Below are 22852 nucleotides of genomic sequence, written 5' to 3' on the forward strand. Positions count from 1 at the left end.
TGAAATCATGTCAGTGTATCAGCATTTTCGTGAAGAAGAAAGAGGATTTATAGATCAGGTAATGGACTGGAAGCAGGATGTTGAAATCAAATATGCCCCGAGGCTCACGGCTTTTCTCGATCCGCGCCAGCAGCATATTATGCAGGCAATTATCGGATCAGCAGGTGACATAAAAGTGGCTTTTGAAGGTGGATCAGAAGAGGGCGAAAGGAAAAGAGGGCTCATCTACCCCGATTATCTGTCTCCCGAAAGAAATGACTTTGAGCTAGTACTGCTCGATATCGGATTTCCATCCAAGTTTGTTCAGCTTTCACACGGTGATATTTTAGGATCACTCATGGGACTTGGAATCAAGCGGGAAGCACTTGGAGATATTCTGACTTCAAGGGATCGTATTCAGCTTGTAACTACGAAAGACATGAAGGATTTTCTCCTCATGAACCTGGTTCAGGCAGGGAAAGCGAAAGTCAATGTAACAGAAGAGAAATGGGAAAACAGGATCCTGCCGGAGAACAAATGGACAGAGAAAAATGTACTTGTCTCTTCAATGAGGCTTGATACAGTGCTTGCCGGAGCGGTGAATATCTCAAGACAAAAGGCACAGCTGCTGATTCAGGGAGGTAAGGTGAAAGTAAACTTCAGACAGGAAGAAAAAATATCTTTTGAGCTTGATCAGGGTGATATGATCTCTGTCAGAGGCTATGGCAGAATGCGTGTTGGTGAGCGCAGCGGAGTGACAAAGAAAGATAAAATCAGACTGAATTTTTATTTTCTGCAATCTTAGTGAAGGAATTAGAAGGATTTTTACACAAAACGTCGAATCATCAGTATAATGGAGTATAGATTAAAAAGACACGGAGGTGCACATTATGCCACTATCGCCACTCGATATACATAATAAAGATTTCAGCCGCGGATTCAGAGGCTACGATGAAGATGAAGTGAATGAATTTCTTGATCACGTGATGAGAGATTATGAACTTGTCCTGCGTGAAAAGAAAGAGCTTGAAGAAAAGCTGAATAATCATACTGAACGACTCGGTCATTTTACAACAATTGAAGAAACGCTAAATAAATCAATTGTCGTCGCCCAGGAAGCAGCAGAAGAAGTAAAGCGCAGTGCATCAAAAGAAGCAAAGCTTATTGTAAAAGAAGCGGAAAAGAATGCAGACCGTATTGTGAATGAATCATTAACGAAAGCACGTAAAATTGCGCTTGAAATTGAAGACCTGAAAAAACAGTCCAAGGTTTTCCGTACACGATTCAAAATGCTGATTGAAGCTCAGCTGGACCTGATCAGTCATGATGACTGGGATGAACTGATGGAATATGACCTTGATACAGAAGAGCTAAAAAGCCTGACACCTGAGCACGAATAAGAAATATTGACGTATCATACTTATGTTACTATAATTAAACTGTTAAATTGTAATTCAATCTGCACTTATATATTGAACCAACTTTGAAGGGAACAGTACACTGACTTAAATACCGGCGATAGCGATTCGGGGATGGTGAAAGCCCGAAACGGAATGTCAGAGGAAAATCATCCCTGAGTTTTCAGACTGAACGAAGTAAGTCTGAACGTGTGACAGCGTTAACCGTTACTTAAGTGGAAAAAGTCTGATCTTTTTCTATAAGGGTGGTACCGCGTGAAGCACAAGCTCTCTCGTCCCTTTACCAGGGATGGGGGAGCTTTTTTGATTTTTAGTTATGTTAAAGGCTATTGAGGTACCTGCACAGCTGTTGATTGAAGGGGAAGGGGGCGACTCCTGCTTAAAAAACGATCATGAAAGACCCCGGAAGGCAGTGGTTTTCTGCCTGAAGAGGCTAGAGCGTTCGTCCGCGGAAAGCGTCCCCCCTGAAACGGAAATCAACTGCCAGCTTTAACAAGGCCTTATTTTTTATGAACACAGGAGGAGAAAAAGATGGAATACAAAAATACTTTATTAATGCCAAAGACGGCATTTCCAATGCGTGGCAACTTGCCAAACCGCGAACCTGAAATGCAGGAAAAGTGGGCAGAAATGGATATCTATAAAAAAGTACAGGAAAGAACAGCCGGAAGACCTTTATTTGTTCTTCACGACGGTCCTCCATATGCAAACGGAGACCTTCACATGGGTCATGCGCTGAACAAAGTACTGAAAGACTTCATTGTCCGCTACAAATCAATGAGTGGATTCCAGGCGCCATACGTTCCGGGCTGGGATACTCATGGTCTTCCGATTGAACAGGCGCTTACAAATAAAGGTGTAAAGCGTAAAGAGATGACCGTCGCTGAATTCCGTGAAAAGTGTGCTGAGTATGCGCTGCAGCAGATCGATAATCAGCGCACGCAATTCAAGCGTATCGGGGTACGCGGTGACTGGGATAATCCTTACATCACACTAAATCCTGAATATGAAGCGGAACAAATCCGTGTATTCGGTGAAATGGCGAAAAAAGGTTATATTTATAAAGGCAAAAAGCCTGTTTACTGGTCTCCTTCAAGTGAATCTGCACTTGCTGAGGCAGAAATCGAGTATCAGGATAAGCGTTCACCATCTATTTATGTATCTTTTGATGTAAAAGATGGCAAAGGTAAGCTGGATCAGGATGCTGCATTTGTGATCTGGACAACAACACCATGGACAATTCCTGCAAACCTTGCAATTGCTCTGCATCCGGAACTTGAATACGTTGTTGCTGACACTGGCAGCAAAAAATTCGTTGTTGCTAAAGAGCTGCTTGAAAGCGTTCAGGAAACAATGGGCTGGGACAAAGCTGATATCACTGCGACTTATAAAGGGTCAGAGCTTGAGCATGTAACAGCTGTACATCCTTTATATGACCGTGAATCACTTGTTGTACTCGGAGAACATGTAACAACTGATGCGGGAACCGGTTGTGTTCATACAGCACCAGGACACGGTGAAGATGACTTTATCGTCGGAAAACAATATGGACTTGATGTGCTTTGCCCGGTTGATGACCGCGGTGTGTTCACTGATGAAGCACCTGGATTTGAAGGGTTGTTCTATGATAAAGCCAATAAGCCGATCACTGAAAAACTTGAAGAAGCAGGTGCTTTATTAAAGCTTGAGTTCTTCACGCACAGCTATCCACATGACTGGAGAACGAAAAAGCCGATTATCTTCCGTGCAACGGCACAGTGGTTTGCTTCAATCGACAAATTCAGAGAAGAGCTTATGCAGGCAGTACAGGATACAAAGTGGGTCCCGGCATGGGGTGAAACTAGACTATTCAATATGGTACGTGACCGCGGCGACTGGTGTATTTCAAGACAGCGTGCATGGGGTGTGCCAATCCCTGTATTCTACGCTGAAAATGGGGATGCGATCATCACGGAAGAAACGATTGATCATGTTTCAAATCTTTTCGCGGAACACGGGTCAAATATCTGGTTTGAGCGGGAGGCAAAAGATCTTCTTCCGGACGGCTATGCGCATGAAGGCAGTCCGAATGGCCGTTTCACGAAGGAACAGGATATTATGGACGTCTGGTTCGACAGCGGCTCATCCCATCAATCTGTGCTGAAAGTTCGCGATGAGCTGCAGCGTCCAGCTGACCTGTATCTTGAAGGAAGTGACCAGTATCGAGGCTGGTTTAACTCATCACTGACAACAGGTGTTGCCGTAACAGGTAAAGCACCATACAAAGGCGTATTGAGCCACGGATTTGCACTTGATGGAAATGGCCGTAAGATGAGTAAATCTCTTGGTAACGTTGTTTTGCCTTCTAAGGTGATGAATCAGCTTGGAGCAGATATTCTCCGCCTGTGGGTTGCTTCAGTGGATTACCAGGCAGATGTCCGTGTATCTGATCCGATTTTAAAACAGGTTGCTGAAGTTTACCGTAAGATGCGTAATACACTTCGTTTCCTATTAGCGAATCTGGCTGATTTTGACCCGTCAAAAGATGCTGTATCGTTTGATGACTTAAGAGAAGTTGACCAGTTTATGATGGTGAGATTGAATCAGGTAGTAAAATCAGTGACAAATGCATATGAAAATTATGAATTTGCATCGATCTACCATACAATTAATAATTTCTGTACGACAGATTTGAGTTCGTTCTACCTCGATTTTGCAAAAGACATTTTGTATATCGAAGCTGAAGGCCATCAGGATCGCCGTGCTATGCAGACAGTTATGTATGAGTCACTTGTGTCATTGGTTAAGCTGTTATCTCCAATTCTTTCTCACACTGCTGATGAAGTATGGACGTTCATCCCTGGTGTCGAAGAAGAAAGTGTACAGCTGACTGATATGCCTGAGACAAAAACGTATGACAAGGAAAAAGCACTGCTTGAAAAGTGGAATGCGTTCCTTGATATAAGAGATGATGTATTAAAAGCGCTTGAGGAAGCAAGAAGCAGTAAGCTGATTGGTAAGTCTCTTGCAGCGAAAGTAACACTTTATGCGGATGAAAAGACGTATGAATTACTTTCTTCTGTCAATGAGGACCTGAAGCAGCTGTTTATCGTTTCTGATTTTGAACTTGCAACTTCAACTGATAATGTACCGGAACAGGCAATTAAGTTTGAAGGCCACACGGTATCTGTTGAAAAAGCTGAAGGTGAAACGTGTGAAAGATGCTGGACTGTGACAACTGACGTTGGAAAAGACAGCGACCACCCGACACTTTGCACTAGATGTGCGACAGTTGTAAAAGAAAACTACGCAGACGTTGCTGCAGAATAAATTACTAAGAGCTGCCGGTTATTGTGATATGCTCCCTTCAAAGTAGACAGAGAAATAATAAAAATTCTCTACTACTATGAAGGGGGCATTTTTATGTCTAAACGAGTAACTAATCATATGTTAGATGAAAGATTGAAAGTGGTGTTATGTGTCTTAGATGAGAAGAAGCCGACGAATGTGGTCTCTAAGGAATTCAGTGTTGCCCAGACGACCATCCGAGAGTGGGTCCGTAGATATCAATCTGATGGAATCGACGGATTAAAGGAATCGAAGACCTGGAAAGAGTACTCCCAAGAATTGAAACGACAGGCAGTGGACTATTATCTGGCGGGTCACGGTAGCCTCAGTGAGACCTGTGCTCGTTTCAACATCTCAACCTCCTCTGTTTTACGAAGGTGGATAAAGCGTTACACTAGTGGAAAAGATATAAAATCCACTAGTAAAGGAAGTAGAGAGATGAACAGAGGACGAAAGACGACATTTGAGGAACGGATAGAGATCGTCCAATTCGCAATCGCCCACGACCTTGACTATCACGGGGCTGCGGAGAGATATCAGGTTTCGTATCAACAGGTCTATGGATGGGTACGGAAATATCAGGCTGACGGAGAGACGGCACTTCACGATCGCCGCGGGAAATCCCTGGAGTCTAAGCCGGACCTGACAGAAGTAGAGAAACTGAAGCTCCGCATCAAAGAACTGGACCATCGCAATCAATACCTTGAGGCGGAGAACGGCCTCTTAAAAAAGCTGAAGGAGATCGAAAGGAGGGACAGAATGCGCGAATAGGCAGTCATCTACATCGGTTCCAGGCGATCCATGATTACCATGAGGAGACGAAGACACCGATTCAACTGCTTTGCCAGCTGGTCGGCGTGTCGCGATCCGGTTACTACAAATGGCTGAACCATACACCGACTGACCAAGAGGAAGAAAATGAATGGCTACTCGGGGAGATCAAGAAGATGTTCAACAAACATCAAGGGATCCTAGGCTACCGACGGATCACCTTGTTCATCAACCGTCAGTTCAAGAAGCAGTACAATCGCAAACGGATCCGTCGTCTGATGATCAAGCTCGACCTGAAATCCTTTATCCGCCGGTCGAACGGCTACTGTACGAAGACCAGCTACGTCAACATCGAGGACAACATCTTGAATCGCGCGTTCACAGCGAGCCAGCCCAATCAGAAATGGGTGACGGACATCACACACCTCCATTACGGTCTTGGGCACAAGGCTTATTTAAGTGTGATCAAGGACTTGTACGACGGGTCTGTCGTAGCCTATAAGATCGGTCACTTCAACAACAACCCTTTGGTGATGGATACGCTGAAGGCGGCCATCGAAGCGAACCCAGACGCAATGCCTCTACTCCATAGTGACCGAGGGTCGCAGTATACATCGAAAGAATATCGCTACATCACGACAGAGGCAGGGATCACGCGGAGTATGTCCCGTGTCGGGAAGTGTATCGACAACGCGCCGATAGAGAGCTTCTTCGGTCACTTCAAATGCGAGAAATATGCATTGAAACCGTACAAGAGCTATGAAGAATTAGTCAACGACATCGATCAATATATGCGATTTTACAACGAGGGACGTTATCAAGAAAAATTAAACAACCTGGCACCGATGGAGTATCGATACCAGGCCGTAGCGTAGTTCTAACCTTTTTTCTTTTTTACTGTCTACTTGACAGGGCGCAGTTCAATTGATACCGGCAGCTTTTTATTTTGTGAGTGCAGAGATTTTAGCTCATTCCATGCCTGCTTGCAGGCATGGCTTTTCAAGCAGAGCTTGAAAAGTACAGAATAAGAAAAGAAAGCTAAAATTCAAGCTAGCTTGATTTCAGCTTTCTTTTCTTATTCTGTAAATGAGCCAAAATCGAACGAGGTTATAAACAAATCATTGTCATTGTTCATATTCGGCCAAACTATTTGCAAAACATCTGCTGTAATCATGTCTGCGGTGCTGAATTATGCTACAATACTTTAAGGGTTTGCAACGAGATAACGGAGGTAGACAAGTGATCTATTATTTGCTGGCTTTATTTATTATTGCAGTGGATCAGCTGACAAAGTGGCTGGTGGTCCGGAATATGGAAGTGGGGGAATCAATCAATGTGATTGATGGTTTCTTCTACCTGACCTCGCATCGTAATACAGGTGCAGCATGGGGGATGCTTGAAGGACAGATGTGGCTGTTTTATATTGTCACACTGGTAGTCATTGCAGGAATTCTTTATTATTATCACAAACATGCTAAAGGGAATAAATTATTCAGTGCAAGTCTGATGGTGTTACTCGGTGGAGCAGTCGGGAACTTTATTGACCGTATTTTCAGGCAGGAAGTTGTAGACTTTCTACAGTTTACGTTCTTCAACTTTATTTTTAATATTGCTGATGCGGCACTGACAATTGGAGTAATCATGTTATTTCTTCAAATGATTTTAGAAGAAGTGCAAGAAAAGAGGAAGAAAAATGGAAAACATTCAACACTCAATACAGGAAAATGAAAAAGGAAAACGCCTTGATGCAGTACTCGCAGGGCTTGAGTATAACTGGTCAAGATCGCAGGTACAGCAGTGGATTAAAGAAGGAAACGTAACAGTAAACGGTTCAACAACAAAACCGAATTACAAATGCGTACCTGGTGTTGAAGTACAGGTTGAGATTCCTGATCCGGAACCACTTGACGTGGAAGCTGAAGAAATGAACCTGGATGTTTACTATGAGGATTCAGATGTACTCGTAGTAAATAAGCCAAAAGGGATGGTCGTTCACCCTGCTCCCGGTCATTTGACAGGTACGCTCGTCAATGGACTCATGGCACATTGTAAAGACCTTTCAGGCATCAACGGCGTCCTGCGTCCAGGCATTGTTCACCGGATTGATAAGGACACCTCAGGCCTTTTGATGGTAGCAAAAAACGATTCAGCTCACGAAAAGCTCGTACAGCAGCTAGTGGATAAAAGTGTAACAAGAAAATATACAGCGGTTGTTCACGGTGTCATTACACATGATGCGGGTACAATTGATGCGCCGATCGGTCGCGATAAAAAAGACCGTCAGAGCATGACGGTAGTAGATGGCGGTAAACAGGCAATTACACACTTTAATGTACTTGAACGTTTTAAAGATTTTACGCTTGTTGAGTGCATTCTTGAAACAGGACGTACCCATCAGATCCGTGTTCATATGAAACATATCGGCTTTCCGTTAGCTGGTGATCCAAAATACGGCCCGCGTAAAACACCTGATCTGAATGGTCAGGCACTACATGCAGGTGTACTTGGGTTTGTTCATCCATCAACGGAAGAATATATGGAATTTCAAGCACCGGCACCTGAGAGCTTTAAAGAATTTGTTGAAAAACTTAAGAACGAACATTGACATTGTTCGCATGAAAGTTTAAACTGAGAACAACTCAATAACTGAAACCTTTAATCCGGTCCAGAGAGACAGGGAAGGCTTAGCGAATGTACCAGGTATATTACTGCTCTTCCGTCTGTCTTCAGCCGGGAGGGTTTTTTATATATCGAAAGGAATGATCAGATGTCTGCAACTGTCGTGATGGATGAGCAGATGATGAAACGGGCGCTAACCAGAATTGCCCACGAAATCATTGAGCGTAACAAAGGCGTTGAAGATTGCGTGCTGGTAGGTATTAAAACCAGAGGCATTTATTTAGCAGAACGCCTGAAAGAAAGAATTGAGGCGATCGAACAGGTTAGTGTACCAGTCGGTGAGCTGGACATTACGATGTATCGTGATGACCTTGAAAAAAAACATATTTCCGGCGAGCCGGTTGTGCACAGTAAAAACATTTCACTTGAAATTAATAATAAAAAAGTAATTGTAGTTGACGATGTGCTCTACACCGGAAGAACGGTCAGAGCAGCAATGGATGCCATTATGGACACTGGCAGGCCGACTCAGATCCAGCTTGCAGTACTGATCGACCGCGGGCACAGAGAGCTTCCGATCAGAGCTGATTTTGTCGGAAAAAATATCCCGACATCCAGTACTGAAAAAATCAGTGTGGAATTAAACGAAACAGATCAAAATGAACAGGTAACCATACACAAATAAATCCTTTAATGCAGTCCCGAGAGGCTGGCAAAGGAGACGACGGGGGATATGTATATCCTCATGAACCTCTTTGCCATGCTTTTCGGCAAAGAGGTTTTTTATTAGGAGGAAACGTCGATGACAAACACACAAACAGCAAAACCGCTTCTTGATGTTGAAGAAAAACCAAAGTTAAATCAGTGGCTGACGCTCAGCCTTCAGCACCTTTTCGCTATGTTCGGAGCAACAGTTCTTGTGCCGATGCTGGTGGGCTTAAGCCCGGGTACAGCTCTTCTTTCAAGCGGACTTGGAACAATCGCCTACCTGATCATTACAAAAGGTCAGATTCCTGCATATCTGGGATCATCATTCGCTTTCATCGCCCCGATTATCGCCGCTACTGAACTAGGAGGACCACAGGCAGCCATGCTCGGCGCATTTTTTGCGGGACTTGCTTACGGTGCAGTCGCGATGCTGATCTATAAATTCGGAGTGAACTGGTTAATGAGAATACTCCCACCTGTTGTGGTAGGACCGGTCATTATCGTGATCGGGCTAAGCCTGGCAGGTACGGCTGTCAATATGGCAATGTATGAAAATCCATTGGCAGACCCAACTGAGTTTGTATACAGCGGAACTCATATCACAGTTGCACTGATTACACTCGCTATTACGATTATTGCTTCTATTTACTTCAAAGGTTTTTTCGGACTGATCCCGGTTCTTGTAGGAATTACAGGGGGTTACATTGCAGCAATGTTTGCAGGGCTCGTTAATTTCCAGCAAGTGATTGATGCACCATGGTTTGCAGTACCGGATCTTTACATGCCGTTTGTGGATTATACGCCAAGCTTCTCATGGACAGCCATTGCAATTATGGTTCCGGTGGCAATTGTTACACTGTCAGAGCATACAGGTCATCAGATGGTGGTCAGTAAAGTAGTAGGAAGAAACTTCCTGGAAAAGCCGGGATTACACAGATCACTGCTAGGTGACGGGGTTGCCACAATGATCGCATCAATGATCGGTGGACCGCCAAACACAACTTACGGTGAAAACATCGGAGTACTTGCAATCACAAGAATCTTCAGTGTGTTTGTTATTGGAGGCGCAGCAGTCCTTGCAATCTTCTTCGGATTTGTCGGTAAAGTATCTGCGCTGATCAGCTCAATCCCGACACCTGTGATGGGCGGGGTATCAATTCTGCTGTTTGGCATCATTGCTTCAAGCGGGCTCAGAATGCTGATTGAAGCGAAAGTGGACTTTTCTTATAAACGTAACCTGATCATCGCTTCAGTCATCATGATCATTGGAGTTGGCGGTGCATATGTACAATTTACAGAGTCTTTCGTACTGCCGGGTATGGCACTTGCAGCGATTATCGGCATTGCACTGAACCTGATTTTACCTGGACGAAAGCCGGAAGAAGAAACACTGTTTAATGAAAATAAAGCCGCATAACAATCCTTTTAAATGAAGTCCAGAGAGGCTTTCAAAAGGGTTTATGACAGCATCAGTCTGTCTAAAACCGCTTTTTGAGACTCCTCTCAAAAAGCGGTTTTTTTATAGAGAAGCAGAATATTAAAGTGACATTTACAAGGAGGTTCAACCATGCATTTTCTTACACTTGATGAACTGACAGTTGATGATATTTATGAGGTACTTCACCAGGCAGAAGCACTGAAAAATCATAAGCCGCTCCCAAGACCGGATCTATATGCAGTTAATCTGTTTTTTGAAAACAGCACAAGAACGAAGTGCAGCTTTGAAATGGCACAGAGAAAGCTTGGCATGAACGTCCTTTCATTTGATGCCGGCACGGCTTCAATCAGTAAGGGTGAGTCACTGTATGACACAGTTAAAACGCTTGAAGCAATTGGTGTGGATGTTGCAGTGATCCGTCACAGTGAGGAGAGATACTTTGATGCGCTGAAAGACAAAGTGTCAATTTCACTTATCAATGGGGGCGATGGGATGGGACATCATCCATCGCAGTGTATGCTTGACCTGCTTACAATCTATCAAGAATTTGGAAGCTTCAAAGACCTGAATGTGACAATTGCAGGTGATATCAGACATAGCAGGGTGGCGCGCTCAAACACATACGCACTGAAGAGGCTCGGAGCAAACGTGAGTTTTTCAGGTCCGGCAGCCTGGCGTGATCCTGAAATGGAAGATGTCTCATTTATTGAAATGGATCAGGCTGTAAAAGAAAGTGATGTCCTGATGCTTTTGCGTGTGCAGCATGAAAGGCATGCATTCGGAGAAAACTTCACAAAGCAGGAATATCATAATCAGTATGGACTGACCTTAGAAAGAGAAAAAAAGATGAAAAAAAACAGCATTATCATGCATCCTGCTCCGGTCAACAGAGGAGTGGAAATTGCAGATGATCTGGTTGAATGCGGAAGATCACGCATTTTTAAACAAATGAAAAATGGTGTGTTCACCAGAATGGCCATGCTTCAATTCGTGCTTGCAAAAAGAGAGGAGACAAAACATGAACTTATTAATTAAAGGTGCAAATGTATTTGGATATGGGACGGCGGATGTCAGAATCTCTGAAGACAGTATTCAGTCAATTGGTGATTTAAACCCTTTACATAACGAGGAGGTCATTGAGGCTTCAGGAAAGACACTCGCCCCTGGATTTGTTGATGTACACATTCATTTAAGAGAGCCGGGCGGGGAACATAAAGAAACAATTAAAACGGGCACAGAGGCTGCAGCACGTGGAGGATATACGCTTGTTTGTGCAATGCCTAACACCAGACCGGTTCCGGATGACGTTGAAACCCTTAAATACATCCAGAACAAAATAACTGATGATGCACTGATTCCTGTTTTGCCTTATGCCTCCATTACGAAAAACCTTATAGGTAAAGAGATCAATGACTTAGAAGCACTTGCAGCACAGGGTGCTTTTGCTTTCACAGATGACGGAGTCGGTATTCAAAGTGCTGATCAGATGCTTCAGGTCATGAAAAGAGCTGCAATATTAGGTAAAGCAGTCGTAGCCCACTGTGAAGATAACAGTCTGATCCATGGCGGATGTATGCATGATGGACAACGCTCAAGAGAACTCGGACTGCCGGGTATTCCGTCAGTATGTGAATCTGTTCAGATCGCACGTGATGTCCTGCTCGCTGAAGCAGCTGACTGCCACTACCACGTTTGCCACGTGTCTACAAAAGAATCTGTCAGAGTAATTCGTGATGCAAAAAAAGCAGGTATTAAAGTAACAGCTGAAGTTACACCACACCATCTGTTACTAAATGAAGAAGCGATTTCAGCTGACGATGCGAACTTTAAAATGAATCCTCCGCTCCGGTCAAAGGAAGATCAGCAGGCACTGATCGATGGACTCGAAGATGGAACCATCGATTTTATTGCTACAGATCATGCGCCTCATGCGAAAGAGGAAAAAGATGAAGGGATGCTGAGAGCGCCTTTTGGTATAACAGGACTTGAAACAGCATTTCAGCTGTTGAATACAGCATTTGTAGAAACCGGACGCTGGGATATTGACCAGCTGATTGAATGGCTGGCAGTAAAACCGGCAGCTGTTTTCGGACTGGATGCAGGAAAACTGGAAGAACAGGCAAGTGCGGATCTGGTATTACTTGATCTGACTGAAGAGAGTGAGATAACGGCTGAAAGCTTCCGTTCAAAAGGAAAAAACACACCATTTAACAATCAGCAGGTAAGCGGAAAAGTTGTGCTGACAATCAGTAAAGGGAAAATTGTATTTCAGGAGGAGCTCGTATGACAAACAAACTGCTAATTTTAGAAGATGGTTCAGTATTTAAAGGGGAAGGATTCGGCTGGATGGGAGATGCTGAGGGAGAAGTTGTATTCAATACAGGTATGACAGGCTATCAGGAAATTCTCTCGGATCCATCCTATTGTGCGCAGATGGTTGTCCTGACTTATCCACTGATCGGGAATTATGGTATTAACAGAGATGATTTCGAATCAATTCATCCATATATTAAAGCACTGATCGTTCGTGAAGCATGTGATCTGCCATCGAACTTCAGAAGCGAAGCAAGCATTGACGACCTGCTGAAGGAGAAGAAAATCCCGGGACTTTCAGGCATTGATACGAGAAGGTTGACGAAGCTGATCAGAAGCTACGGGACGATGAAAGGAAGAATCTGTGCTGATACGGCTGATATCGCTCAGGTGGTATCTGAGCTGAAATCATCAGAGCTTGCTACAGACCAGGTGAGCCGCGTATCGACAAAATCATCTTATCCAAGTCCGGGCCGGGGAAAACGCGTTGTAGTAGTTGATTACGGTATGAAACACGGCATTTTAAGGGAATTAAATCGCAGACAGTGTGATGTGATAGTTGTTCCATATCATACGTCAGCTAAAGAAATTCTGAGACTTCATCCGGATGGAGTTGTTCTCTCAAATGGCCCTGGTGATCCTAAGTCAGTACCTGAATCAGTAGAGGCAGTTAAAGAACTTGTCGGAGCTGTACCGGTCTTTGGTATTTGCCTGGGTCATCAGCTGCTCGCACTTGCCGGAGGTGCAGATACATTCAAGTTGAAATTCGGACACCGGGGATCGAATCACCCTGTAAAAGAACTTGAGTCAGGTAAAGTTGCTATTACAGCGCAGAACCACGGATATGCAGTTGATGAAAACTCACTGCTCACAACAGATTTTATTGTGACACATAAAGCATTAAACGATGGGACAGTTGAAGGGATTGCACACAGAGAACATCCAGCATTTTCTGTGCAGTATCACCCTGAAGCTTCACCGGGTCCTGAGGATGCAAATGAATTATTTGATCGTTTTATTCAACTGATGGAAGAGGAGGAAATTCAATATGCCTAAGCGTACAGATATTAAAACCATTTTAGTGATCGGGTCAGGTCCAATTATCATCGGACAGGCAGCTGAATTTGATTATGCAGGCACACAGGCCTGTCTTGCCTTAAAAGAAGAAGGCTATCGCGTCGTGCTGGTTAATTCAAATCCTGCAACGATTATGACTGATACTGAAATTGCAGATAAAGTATATATGGAACCTCTTACAGTTGAATTTATCAGCAGAATTATCAGAATGGAAAGACCTGATGCGCTGCTGCCGACACTTGGCGGTCAGACTGCGCTGAACCTGGCAGTTGAACTGTCAGAAAGTGGTATCCTTGATGAGTGTAACGTTGAAATTCTTGGAACCAAGTTAGATGCCATTCAGCAGGCAGAAGACAGAGACCTTTTTAGAAAGCTGATGAATGAACTGAATGAGCCGGTACCGGATAGTGAAATTATTCATAATCTTGATGAAGCATTTACTTTCGTCCAGGAAATCGGCTACCCGGTTATCGTCCGCCCTGCTTTTACGCTTGGCGGAACGGGCGGAGGAATCTGTCATAACGAAGAAGAACTGATTGAAGTTGTCACATCAGGACTTAAATACAGTCCTGTTACACAATGTCTGCTTGAGAAGAGCATCGCCGGATTCAAGGAAATTGAATATGAAGTGATGCGTGATAAAGATGATCATGCCATCGTCGTATGTAATATGGAAAATATCGATCCGGTCGGCATTCATACAGGAGATTCAATTGTAGTTGCGCCTTCGCAGACATTGAGTGACAGAGAATATCAGATGCTTAGAAACTGTTCTCTTAAAATTATTCGCGCACTTGGCATCGAAGGAGGCTGTAACGTTCAGCTGGCTCTGGACCCTGACAGCTTTCAATACTACATCATAGAAGTAAATCCACGTGTCAGCAGATCGTCAGCGCTTGCTTCAAAAGCAACAGGTTATCCGATTGCAAAGCTCGCAGCTAAAATTGCAACAGGCCTGACGCTTGATGAAATGATTAACCCGGTGACAGGTACATCTTATGCCTGCTTTGAGCCTGCACTTGACTACGTTGTGACAAAGATTCCGAGATGGCCATTTGATAAGTTTGAATCAGCGAAACGTAATCTTGGCACACAGATGAAAGCAACAGGAGAAGTCATGGCGATCGGGCGTACACTTGAAGAATCGCTGCTAAAAGCAGTGCGCTCACTTGAGAACAATGTATATCATTTAGAGATTGAACAAAATGATGCCGAATGGGTAGAGCGCCGTATTAGAAAAGCAGGTGATGAGCGTTTGTTTTATATCGGTGAAGCACTGAGAATGGGTGTATCAATAGAAGAGATCCATGAATGGAGTAAAATTGATTACTTCTTCTTAAATAAAATGAATAACATCGTCCAGTATGAAAAAACACTGCTTGAAGATCAATCATATGAGAGTTTATATAAAGCTAAAAGAATGGGATTCAGTGATAAAACAATCGCAAAGCTCTGGAACGTGACAGAAGAGGACGTTTATAACAGAAGAAAATCGGAAGGCCTAATGCCTGTATATAAAATGGTTGATACATGTGCTGCAGAGTTCGAATCTGAAACGCCTTACTTTTACGGAACATATGAAGATGAAAATGAGTCGATCGTAAGCAGCCGTAAAAAAGTTGTTGTGCTCGGATCAGGTCCTATCAGAATCGGTCAAGGTGTTGAGTTTGATTATGCGACTGTTCATTCAGTGTGGGCTATTAAAGAAGCGGGTTACGAGGCGATTGTGATTAACAGTAATCCAGAGACGGTTTCTACAGACTTCTCAATTTCAGACAAGCTCTACTTTGAACCCTTAACACTCGAAGATGTGATGCATGTCATTGATCTCGAAAAGCCAGAGGGAGTAGTCGTTCAGTTCGGGGGACAGACGGCGATCAACTTAGCTGACGGCCTTTCAAAGAGAGGGGTAAAAATACTTGGTACATCACTTGAGGATGTTGACCGTGCAGAAAACAGAGATGAGTTTGAAAAAGCTTTGAAAAACCTTGGTATTCCGCAGCCTGAAGGGAAAACGGCAGTATCGGAAGAGCAGGCAGTTGCGATCGCGGGAGAAATCGGATATCCGGTGCTCGTACGACCATCATACGTGCTTGGCGGACGCGCGATGGAAATTGTCTATCATGAAGCGGAGCTTCGTCAGTATATGAATACAGCAGTGAAAGCAAGTCCTGAGCACCCTGTGTTAATCGACCGTTATCTGACTGGTAAAGAAATTGAGGTTGATGCAATCAGTGATGGTGAAACTGTATGTATCCCGGGAATTATGGAGCATATTGAACGTGCAGGTGTTCACTCAGGGGATTCAATCGCAGTTTATCCACCTCAGACGCTGACACCAGAGCATATTGCAACGCTTGAAGATTATACGATCCGTCTTGCGAAAGGGTTAAATATTAGAGGCTTGATCAATATTCAATACGTAATCTCAAAAGGCGAAATCTTTGTGCTTGAGGTCAATCCAAGATCAAGCAGGACTGTGCCTTTTATGAGTAAAATTACAGGCATCCCAATGGCAAATATGGCGATGAAAGCAATTCTAGGAGAAAAAACCAGCTCATTCGGATTCGATACCGGGCTTGTCCCGCAAAAAGACGGTGTGTTCGTTAAAGTTCCGGTCTTCTCTTTTGCAAAACTGAAGCGTGTAGATATCACACTTGGACCTGAGATGAAGTCTACAGGAGAAGTCATCGGTAAAGATGAAACGTTAGAGAAGGCGCTATATAAAGGGCTCACTGCAGCCGGTATGAATATTAAGCATCACGGTTCTGTGCTGTTAACTGTAGCGGATAAGGATAAAGAAGCCGGTACGATGCTTGCTGAGAGATTCCACCGTCTTGGCTATCATATTCTTGCAACTGAAGGGACTGCACAGACATTTAAAGAAGCGGGCATTCCTGCAGAACCGATCAACAAAATCGGTGAACAGGGCAAAACACTGATTGATGGCATTCAGTCAGGAGAAATCCAGCTAGTAGTCAACACGCTGACAAAAGGCAAGCAGCCTGCAAGAGACGGTTTCAGAATCCGCCGAGAATCAGTAGAAAATGGCGTGCCGTGTCTGACATCGCTTGATACAGCAGAAGCTATGCTGCGCGTGCTAGAGTCAATGAACTTTACGATGGCACCTATGAGCCCGATTAAAAAGGCGGCATTAGTATGATCAAAGTCGAAAAAATGAAGATTGAAAATCAGACTGAGATTGCTAAAAACATCTTTGAGCTGAAGCTCAAAGGTGAACTGGTTAATGAAATATCGATGCCGGGTCAATTTGTCCATATTAAAGTCAATACAGCGAATGATCCTTTATTAAGAAGACCGATCAGTATCTCGTCTTATGACAAACGCGAACAGACTATGACACTGATCTACAGAGCGTCAGGACTTGGTACTAGGGAACTGGCAAATCAGACAGATGAAATTGATGTGATGGGACCGCTCGGGAGCGGATTTCCGGTTGAAAGCGCAGAAGGCAAAACAGCCCTATTGATTGGAGGCGGGATTGGTGTCCCGCCTCTCTATGAATGTTCAAAGCAATTAAAGGCTAAAGGATTTAATGTGATTCACGTACTTGGGTTTGAAACTAAAGAAACTGTATTCTATGAGTCTGCGTTTAAAGAACTCGGTCCGGTATATATCACAACAGCTGACGGCACATATGAAACCAAAGGGTTTGTAACTGATGCCATTACTTCATTTAACCTGCAGGCGGATCTATTTTTCGCATGCGGACCTGTACCTATGCTTTGGGCAGTTGAAGAGCAGCTTGAACACACGCCCGGCTTTATTTCCATGGAGCAGCGAATGGGCTGCGGCATCGGTGCCTGCCTTGCATGTGTATGTCAGGTGAATGGTCCTGAGCCTTACAAAAAAGTATGTACAGATGGACCAGTCTTCAGAAAGGGGGAGTTAGTGTATGGATAAGCTGAGCGTCAGCCTGCCGGGTCTTGAATTAAAAAATCCGATTATGCCAGCATCCGGCTGCTTCGGTTTCGGCAGGGAATATAGCCAATTTTATGATTTAAGCCTGCTCGGATCAATTATGGTAAAAGCAACAACACTTGAACAACGATCCGGTAACCCGGTACCTCGAGTGGCAGAAACATCATCAGGTATGTTAAATGCAATCGGTCTGCAAAATCCCGGTCTGGAAAAAGTGATCAGTACTGAACTCCCCTGGCTGGAACAGTTTGACCTGCCGGTGATTGCAAACGTTGCAGGATCAATGACTGAAGATTATGTTGCTGTAGCTGAAAAGATATCACAGTCGAAAAACGTAAAAGCACTAGAGCTCAATATCTCGTGCCCGAATGTAAAAGAAGGCGGAATTGCGTTTGGTACAGACCCTCAAACGGCAAGGGAGCTGACTGAAAAAGTGAAAGCTGTCTCTTCAGTTCCTGTGTATGTAAAACTATCACCGAATGTTGCAAATATCACAGAGATGGCACTTGCTGTTGAAGAGGGAGGGGCAGATGGACTGACGATGATTAATACGCTTGTTGGTATGCGCCTTGATCACAAAACCGGGAAGCCGGTCATTGCGAATAAAACCGGCGGACTCTCAGGCCCTGCGATCAAACCGGTTGCGCTCCGGATGGTTTATGAAGTGAGTCAGGTTTCATCGCTGCCTATTATTGCGATGGGCGGCATCAGTTCAGCGTGGGATGTGATTGATTTTATTTCTGCTGGCGCAAGCGCTGCTGCAGTTGGTACGGCAAACTTCGTTAACCCATTTGTCTGTAAGGAAATTATTGATGAGCTGCCGGAGATTTTAAACGAACTTGGAGCATCACATATACATGATCTGAAAGGGAGGTCCTGGAAAGTTGGAGAAACTGCCAATTATCGCGCTTGATTTCACCGGAGAAGAAGCTATTCATTTTCTGAAACAGTTTGACGAACAGCTTTTTGTCAAAGTGGGAATGGAACTCTTTTATGAAAGCGGGCCTTCAATTATTAATGAAATAAAAGGTATGGGACATAAGATATTTCTCGATCTGAAACTGCACGATATTCCAACGACTGTTCAAAAAGCGATGAAACAGCTTGCGGCACTTGAAGTAGATCTTGTAAATGTTCACGCAGCAGGCGGCCTTCAAATGATGAAGGCTGCAGTAAGCGGACTCAATGAAGGTGCAAAAGGGAAAAGGCCGGCGATCATCGCGGTTACCCAGCTGACTTCTACTTCAGAAGTGCAGATGCAAAAAGAACAGCAAATCCATGGCGATCTCATCCAGTCAGTTCAGCATTATGCAGCACTTGCGAAAGAGGCGGGGCTTGACGGGGTTGTGTGTGCAGCAACGGATTGTGAGCACCTGGTCAATAAACTCGGGACAGATTTTAAATATATAACACCCGGTATCCGTCCAACAGGAACTGCAGCAAACGATCAGGTCAGAACAGCAACACCAGCAGAAGCTGCAAAGCTCGGCGCTTATTCAATTGTTGTAGGCAGAGCCATCACAGGAAGTAGTGATCCGGTAGCAAGTTATCATCAAATTAAAAAGGAATGGAGCGGTAATGATGAATAAAAAAATGGCAGCGTATCTGCTTGAAATTAAAGCTGTGGAATTAAATCCGGAAAATCCATTCACGTGGGCATCCGGAATCAAATCACCAATCTATTGTGATAACCGGTTAATCATGTCATATCCGGAAATCAGATCATTCGCTGCAGACCAGCTGACAGAACTGATCAAAACAAATTTTGCTGAAGCAGACATTATTGCAGGAACTGCTACAGCTGGCATTCCTCATGCTGCATGGGTAAGTGAAAGATTGAATCTGCCGATGAATTACGTGCGCTCTTCAGCCAAAAAGCACGGTAAAACGAACCAGATCGAAGGTGAAGTTACTCCGGGTAAAAAAGCAGTTGTAATAGAAGATTTAATCTCAACAGGCGGAAGCAGTATCGAAGCAGTCAAAGCGCTTGAAGAGCAGGGAATCGAAGTATTAGGCGTCGCTGCATTATTTACATACGGCTTCAAAAAAGCAGAGCAGCAATTCAAAGAAGCGGGTGTCCCGTATCACACCGTCACAAACTTCGACACACTGATCGAAAAAGCTGAGGAGATGAACGTCATCAGCAAAGATCAGTTAACAGAACTTGCAAAATGGAAGAGTGAGTTTTAAAGGAATAAAAAATTACTTAAAATCCGCTGCATCTCTCCGTGTGGGACTACGCTTTCCTGCCCCCGGACGGTGAGCTTCCTCGAGCTAAAGCTCTGCGGGATCTCACCTGTCCTTTCCTGGGGCGGGAGTCTCCGTCCCACACTCCGAGATGCAGCTGGTATTGGCTAGGAATTTTTAATGGTTCGATTCTTAAAGACATATAAATTTGTTGCACAGCTGATGATTGAAGCGTAAGTCGGCGACTCCGGGACGATTAGAGGGAAGCTGAGACCCCACAGCCGAAGGCGAGGAGGCTCAGCAACCTCCGTCCGGAAAGCGTCCGACTGAAGCGGAAATCAACAGCCAAATTACTAAATGCAAATAAATTTATTAAATTATTTTTTCAAACGTCTGATCAATTCATCATCAGGCGTCACATACACAGTCTCCTGCTGTTCATAAATCACATAACCAGGCTTAGACCCGCTCGGCTTTTTCACATGCCGGATCTTTGTGAAATCAACAGGAACTGAACTTGAAGCCCTCGCCTTACTGAAATACGCAGCAATTTTAGCTGCTTCTAAAATCGTCTCCTCATCAGGTTCCTTATCGCGGATTACAACATGTGAACCCGGAATATCCTTCGTATGAAGCCAGATCTCATCTTTACCGGCAGCCTTATTTGTCAGATAGTCATTCTGCTTATTATTTTTCCCGACAAGAATGAGTGTGCCGTTACTTGCAACGTACTCCTCTAAAACCGGCTTTTGTGATTTTGATTTTTTCTTCTTCTGCTTTTTCGCTTTCATATAACCTTCTTCAGCAAGTTCTTCCCTGATCTCCTCAAGGTCAGAAGGTGACGCGGAATCAAGCTGCTGCATCAGCTGATCAAAGTACTGGATTTCTTTTTCCGCAATTTTGATCTGCTCTTTGACAACATCAACTGCATTTTTTGCTTTCTGGTATTTAGTAAAATACCATTGTGCATTCTCAGACGGCGTTTTGCGTGGATCGAGCATAATTGTAACTGATGGAGAATCCTCTTCATAATAGTTCAGGACCTCCACTTCAGACATACCGCGTTCAACTGCGTAGATATTAGCAGTTAGCAGCTCACCACTCAGCTGATATTTTCCTGCTTCAGCTGCCTGATCAAGTGTTTTATTGAGTTTCTTTATTTTTAATACATTTTTATCTTTTTCATTTTTTATAAATCGTTCAAGATCATGACCCTGCTGCCTGACGCGGTCACGTTCAGCTTTTCCGAAGTAATAGCGGTCTAAAAGCTGGCTGATCGACGGATACGATTCGATTTGCGCATTTTTAAGCTGCTGCAAGGGATAAAGGTAAAAGTAATCTTTATTGTCCGACTGCATAAATGAAGCTTCATAATCATGGGACTTCATCCGCTCCAGTAGCTCACTGAAAGCTTCATACACGCGTTTTTTCTCAGGTAAGCCGGCCCGTTCGATCACTTCTTTGGCAAATAAAGGAGAGAACCCGGCAAAATGCTCCACAAGCTGTTTATCAAGCTTCCCGCTGTTCCAGTCCATCGTTCTCAAAAAGACATCTTCGTTCACTTCAAATGGGTTCAGCTTATTCTGTTCAGGCGGCCATTCAAAGTCAGCACCCGGGAGAATTGTTCTGGCACGGTTCACAGAAGGATTCAAATGTTTGATACTATCTAAAATCATACTGCGTTCTTTATCAACTAATATAATATTCGAGTGTCTGCCCATGATTTCTATGATTAACTGCTTATATGAAACGTCACCGATTTCATTTCGGCCTTTCACTTCAAACACGATGATCCGTTCCATATCTTTTTGAGTGATGGATTCAATGATCGCACCTTCTAAATGCTTACGGAGAAGCATACAGAACATCGGCGGTTCTGAAGGGTTGTCGTACTGCTCTTCAGTTAACTGAATTCTCGAGTAGGAAGGGTGGGCTGAGAGAAGCAGTTTATGATTTTTACCCTGTGCCCGGATGACCATGATCAACTCATTCTGATAGGGCTGATGGATCCTGCTGATCCGGCCGCCATCTAATTGATCAGTTAATTCTTTTGTGATGGCTCTGGTGAATAATCCATCGAATGACATACAAATCCCTCTTTCTGTCTTTCTTTTTCTTCTGTCCCATCTTACCATCTTTTTGACTGGTCTGTATGCTATAATGAAGTACATTGAAAGAGATAAGCAGGTGATTTGCGAGATGACAAAAAGCATGACCGGATTTGGAAGAGGAACAGCAAGGCAGGAACTTCTGGCTGTAACGGTAGAGATCAAATCAGTTAATCACCGTTTTCATGAGTGTTCAGTCAAGATGCCAAGAATGTATGCCGAAACTGAAGACAAAGTAAAAAAAATCATCTCTTCATACATAAAGCGTGGTAAAGTAGACGTTTATATATCAGTAGAAAGTGAAAAGCCGAACAGTCATAAGCTGCTTGTTGACTGGGAGCTGCTTGATGCCTACGCACAATTTGTAAAAGATGCTTCTGACAGATACGGCTTAGACGAGGATCTGCGCGTCAGAGATCTGCTGAAGCAGACAGATGCATTCACAGCTATTGAAATAAAAGAAGAACATTCTGCAGATGATGTCATTTTGTCCGCATTAAATGAAGCATGCAGAAAGCTTTCAGATATGCGGGCAAATGAAGGAAAAGAGCTTGAAAACGAGCTGCTTTATCAAGTACAATCATTAAAGCAAAATGTCGAGTATGCAATGGAGATATCTCCGGAAGTTTCAAAGAAATACAGAGATCGTCTGGAAAAAACGATCAGGGAACATACAAGCGGCATTGATGAAAGCAGACTGTTAACAGAGGTTGCGATATTTGCTGAAAAGGCAGACGTAACTGAAGAGTTCACACGTCTGCTCAGTCATATCAAGCAATTTGTAAATGCACTCAAAAAAAATGAGCCGATCGGCAGAAGACTTGATTTTCTCACGCAGGAGATGCACCGTGAAGTAAACACGGTTGGATCAAAAGCAGGAGATGAGCGGGTAGCAGCAGCGGTCATTGATATGAAATCTATTCTCGAGAAAATCCGGGAGCAGGTTCAAAATATTGAGTGAAATC

Annotated in this window: 18 protein-coding genes and 1 other annotated feature; of the genes, 17 read left to right on the forward strand and 1 reads right to left on the reverse strand. The window is 43.8% G+C overall.

What is annotated here, in order from left to right:
* The first annotated feature begins 7 nt into the window (after window positions 1-7).
* From LG330_RS08460 to pyrE, 16 genes are all read left to right on the forward strand, one after another.
* On the forward strand, window positions 8-784 hold the full coding sequence (locus LG330_RS08460; protein WP_404409040.1) for an RNA-binding protein: 777 nt from the start codon (window positions 8-10) through the stop codon (window positions 782-784).
* An 85-nt stretch (window positions 785-869) separates the two neighbouring features.
* Entirely contained in the window at window positions 870-1379 is a 510-nt protein-coding gene (locus tag LG330_RS08465; protein WP_404409042.1) for a DivIVA domain-containing protein, read from the forward strand.
* A 74-nt stretch (window positions 1380-1453) separates the two neighbouring features.
* Window positions 1454-1680, forward strand: a binding site (T-box leader).
* A 248-nt stretch (window positions 1681-1928) separates the two neighbouring features.
* Window positions 1929-4706, forward strand: coding sequence for an isoleucine--tRNA ligase (ileS, locus tag LG330_RS08470; protein WP_404409044.1), 2778 nt, complete (start codon window positions 1929-1931; stop codon window positions 4704-4706).
* 93 nt (window positions 4707-4799) lie between these two features.
* Window positions 4800-6370, forward strand: a protein-coding gene (locus LG330_RS08475) for an IS3 family transposase (protein WP_404403530.1) whose coding sequence is annotated in 2 segments (ribosomal slippage) — window positions 4800-5463 and window positions 5463-6370 — 1572 coding nt in all. Because the reading frame shifts where the segments join, the coding sequence is not laid out codon by codon here.
* A 364-nt stretch (window positions 6371-6734) separates the two neighbouring features.
* Entirely contained in the window at window positions 6735-7223 is a 489-nt protein-coding gene (gene lspA, locus LG330_RS08480; RefSeq protein ID WP_404409046.1) for a signal peptidase II, read from the forward strand.
* Window positions 7189-8100 (forward strand): RluA family pseudouridine synthase, encoded by a 912-nt coding sequence (locus tag LG330_RS08485; RefSeq protein ID WP_404409048.1) that lies wholly within the window; start codon window positions 7189-7191, stop codon window positions 8098-8100. The genes lspA and LG330_RS08485 overlap by 35 nt, the downstream gene beginning before the upstream one ends.
* Window positions 8101-8262: 162 nt before the next feature.
* The gene (gene pyrR / locus LG330_RS08490) at window positions 8263-8799 is read left to right on the forward strand and encodes a bifunctional pyr operon transcriptional regulator/uracil phosphoribosyltransferase PyrR (RefSeq protein WP_404409050.1); all 537 of its coding nucleotides are present in this window, start codon (window positions 8263-8265) and stop codon (window positions 8797-8799) included.
* 117 nt (window positions 8800-8916) lie between these two features.
* Window positions 8917-10239, forward strand: a complete 1323-nt coding sequence (uraA, locus tag LG330_RS08495) for a uracil permease (RefSeq protein ID WP_404409052.1) — start codon at window positions 8917-8919, stop codon at window positions 10237-10239.
* Between the two features lie 150 nt (window positions 10240-10389).
* On the forward strand, window positions 10390-11295 hold the full coding sequence (locus tag LG330_RS08500) for an aspartate carbamoyltransferase catalytic subunit (RefSeq protein ID WP_404409053.1): 906 nt from the start codon (window positions 10390-10392) through the stop codon (window positions 11293-11295).
* Window positions 11279-12547, forward strand: a complete 1269-nt coding sequence (locus tag LG330_RS08505; RefSeq protein ID WP_404409055.1) for a dihydroorotase — start codon at window positions 11279-11281, stop codon at window positions 12545-12547. The genes LG330_RS08500 and LG330_RS08505 overlap by 17 nt, the downstream gene beginning before the upstream one ends.
* Window positions 12544-13629 (forward strand): carbamoyl phosphate synthase small subunit, encoded by a 1086-nt coding sequence (locus LG330_RS08510; RefSeq protein WP_404409056.1) that lies wholly within the window; start codon window positions 12544-12546, stop codon window positions 13627-13629. Before LG330_RS08505 ends, LG330_RS08510 begins: the two co-directional genes overlap by 4 nt.
* Window positions 13622-16813, forward strand: a complete 3192-nt coding sequence (gene carB, locus LG330_RS08515; protein WP_404409058.1) for a carbamoyl-phosphate synthase large subunit — start codon at window positions 13622-13624, stop codon at window positions 16811-16813. The genes LG330_RS08510 and carB overlap by 8 nt, the downstream gene beginning before the upstream one ends.
* Window positions 16810-17574: a dihydroorotate dehydrogenase electron transfer subunit gene (locus tag LG330_RS08520; protein WP_404409060.1), complete on the forward strand. Its 765-nt coding sequence runs from the start codon at window positions 16810-16812 to the stop codon at window positions 17572-17574. Before carB ends, LG330_RS08520 begins: the two co-directional genes overlap by 4 nt.
* Window positions 17567-18505 (forward strand): dihydroorotate dehydrogenase, encoded by a 939-nt coding sequence (locus tag LG330_RS08525; protein ID WP_404409062.1) that lies wholly within the window; start codon window positions 17567-17569, stop codon window positions 18503-18505. Before LG330_RS08520 ends, LG330_RS08525 begins: the two co-directional genes overlap by 8 nt.
* Window positions 18477-19181, forward strand: a complete 705-nt coding sequence (gene pyrF / locus LG330_RS08530) for an orotidine-5'-phosphate decarboxylase (protein ID WP_404409064.1) — start codon at window positions 18477-18479, stop codon at window positions 19179-19181. The genes LG330_RS08525 and pyrF overlap by 29 nt, the downstream gene beginning before the upstream one ends.
* Window positions 19174-19782, forward strand: a complete 609-nt coding sequence (pyrE, locus tag LG330_RS08535; protein WP_404409066.1) for an orotate phosphoribosyltransferase — start codon at window positions 19174-19176, stop codon at window positions 19780-19782. The genes pyrF and pyrE overlap by 8 nt, the downstream gene beginning before the upstream one ends.
* Window positions 19783-20156: 374 nt before the next feature.
* On the opposite strand, the gene LG330_RS08540 is transcribed toward pyrE, so the two are convergent.
* The gene (locus tag LG330_RS08540; protein ID WP_404409068.1) at window positions 20157-21866 is read right to left on the reverse strand and encodes an NFACT family protein; all 1710 of its coding nucleotides are present in this window, start codon (window positions 21864-21866) and stop codon (window positions 20157-20159) included.
* 112 nt (window positions 21867-21978) lie between these two features.
* Between LG330_RS08540 and LG330_RS08545 the strand changes: the two genes are divergently transcribed.
* The gene (locus LG330_RS08545) at window positions 21979-22848 is read left to right on the forward strand and encodes a YicC/YloC family endoribonuclease (RefSeq protein ID WP_404409069.1); all 870 of its coding nucleotides are present in this window, start codon (window positions 21979-21981) and stop codon (window positions 22846-22848) included.
* The last annotated feature ends 4 nt before the right edge of the window (window positions 22849-22852 follow it).

The organism is Jeotgalibacillus malaysiensis (genome assembly GCF_044789845.1).
GTDB lineage: Bacteria > Bacillota > Bacilli > Bacillales > Jeotgalibacillaceae > Jeotgalibacillus > Jeotgalibacillus malaysiensis_A.